The sequence below is a fragment of the Leisingera sp. F5 genome (assembly GCF_001593695.1).
In genome coordinates, this window is the sequence record NZ_LUKH01000715.1 from 1 (window position 1) to 1,803 (window position 1,803).

1 protein-coding gene and 1 pseudogene are annotated in these 1,803 nt (G+C 65.7%); both read right to left on the bottom strand.

Annotated features, from left to right (window positions below; translation table 11 throughout):
- On the bottom strand, nt 1-1,245 hold a 1,245-nt coding region (glcF, locus tag A2I95_RS35150), incomplete at its 3' end, for a glycolate oxidase subunit GlcF (protein ID WP_291737197.1).
- Between the two features lie 4 nt (nt 1,246-1,249).
- Nucleotides 1,250-1,803 (bottom strand): annotated as a pseudogene (locus tag A2I95_RS35155) (glycolate oxidase subunit GlcE); the annotation flags it as partial.

Below are 1,803 nucleotides of genomic sequence, written 5' to 3' on the forward strand. Positions count from 1 at the left end.
GTCCAGCAGCTCCACCGTGTGCACGATGGGCAATTCCGTGCCGGAGCCGATCTGCATCATGCAGCCGATATTGCCCGCGGCGATCAGGTCCGGCTGCCTGGCCTCCAGCGTCTTGACCTTGCGGGCCTTCAGTTCGGTGGAAATCTCCGGCTGCATCAGGTTGTAGGTGCCTGCCGAGCCGCAGCATAGATGGCTGTCAGCGGGTTCCACCACCGTGAACCCTGCGCGCCTCAAGAGCGTCTTGGGGTGTGTCTTGATCTGCTGGCCATGCTGCAGCGAACAGGCGGCATGGTAGGCAACGGTCAGCCCCTTGTCCGCACCCTCGGGCAGCTCCAGCTGCATCAGCAGCTCAGAGATATCCATGGTTCGCTCCGACACCCGCGCTGCATCCGCGGCCAGCGGATCGTTGCGGAACATATGACCGTAGTCCTTGACCGTGGTGCCGCAGCCCGAGGTGTTGATGACAATGGCGTCCAACCCCAGCCCGTCCATTTCCGCACCCCAGGCGCGGATGTTCTTTGCCGCCGTGGCGTGGCTTTCCTCCTCGCGCCCCATGTGGTGTGTCAGCGCCCCGCAGCACCCTGCCCCCTTGGCCACCACCACCTCGCATCCCAGCCGCGTCAGCAGCCGGATGGTGGCGTCGTTGATATCGGTGTTCAGCGCCTTTTGCGCGCAGCCGGTCATCAGCGCCACGCGTTTCTTGCGGGGCACAGCAGCGGCAAAGCTTTGCGGATCGTCGTTGCGGCTGACCGGCGGGATGTGCCGCGGCGCCATATCCAGCATCGCCCTGAGCCGCGCGTCCGGCATCAGCCCCTTCAAGGGTTTCGCCAGCTTCGCGCCAAACAGCGCCAGGCGGAACCGGCCCGGATAGGGCAGGATCCGGGCCAGCAGCCAGCGCAAGGCGCGGTCGCTCCAGGGCCGGTCATAGTGTTTCTCGATATAGGCCCGGGCGTGGTCGACCAAATGCATGTAATGCACCCCCGAGGGACAGGTGGTCATACAGGCCAGGCAGGACAGGCAACGGTCGATGTGCTTGACCGTCTTTTCGTCCGGCACCCGCGCATTCTCCAGCATGTCCTTGATCAGGTAGATGCGGCCGCGCGGGCTGTCGAGCTCATCACCCAGCACCTGATAGGTCGGGCAGGTTGCCGTGCAAAAGCCGCAATGCACACAGGCACGCAGGATCTCGTTGGCGCGCCGGGTGCCCGGGTCCTGCAGCTGCGCATCGGTGAAAGTGGTCTGCATGTGCTTATCCCATCAATCCGGGGTTGAGGATTCCCTTCGGGTCGAACTGGCGCCGCAGCCCGTCGGAGATTGCTGCCAGGGGGCCGGGCTGCGGCTGGAACACGCAAAGCCGCTTGCGGGTGTCCGCGCTGGCCCGAACCAGCGTGGCATGGCCTGGCACGGTGACGCGCGCACGCAGATCGGTGCCCGCAGGCACCAGTGCCCAGATCAGCCCGCCGCCCCAGTCGAACTGCAGCGCCTCGGCCTGCAGCCGCGGTGCCAGCGCAACGGCGTCAGATGGCTTCACCGAAATCCGCCAGACATCGCCGTCCCGCCCGTGAAAGGCCGCGGCATCGCGGATGCCTCGCCAAAGGCCGGCGTCCTCGCCTTCGATCCTGGGACTGCCAAAGCCGGCCAATTCCGAAACCAGCTTGCGGCACCGGTAGGCCGCTGAATCTGCAAACCCTTCGACCCGGACAAAAGCTGTTTGCTTCTCCGGATCATAGGCCGCACCGGTCACGTCATAGGGGGATCCCAGCGCCGCGGACATCGCTGCCACTGCATCCGCCGGTTCAGCGC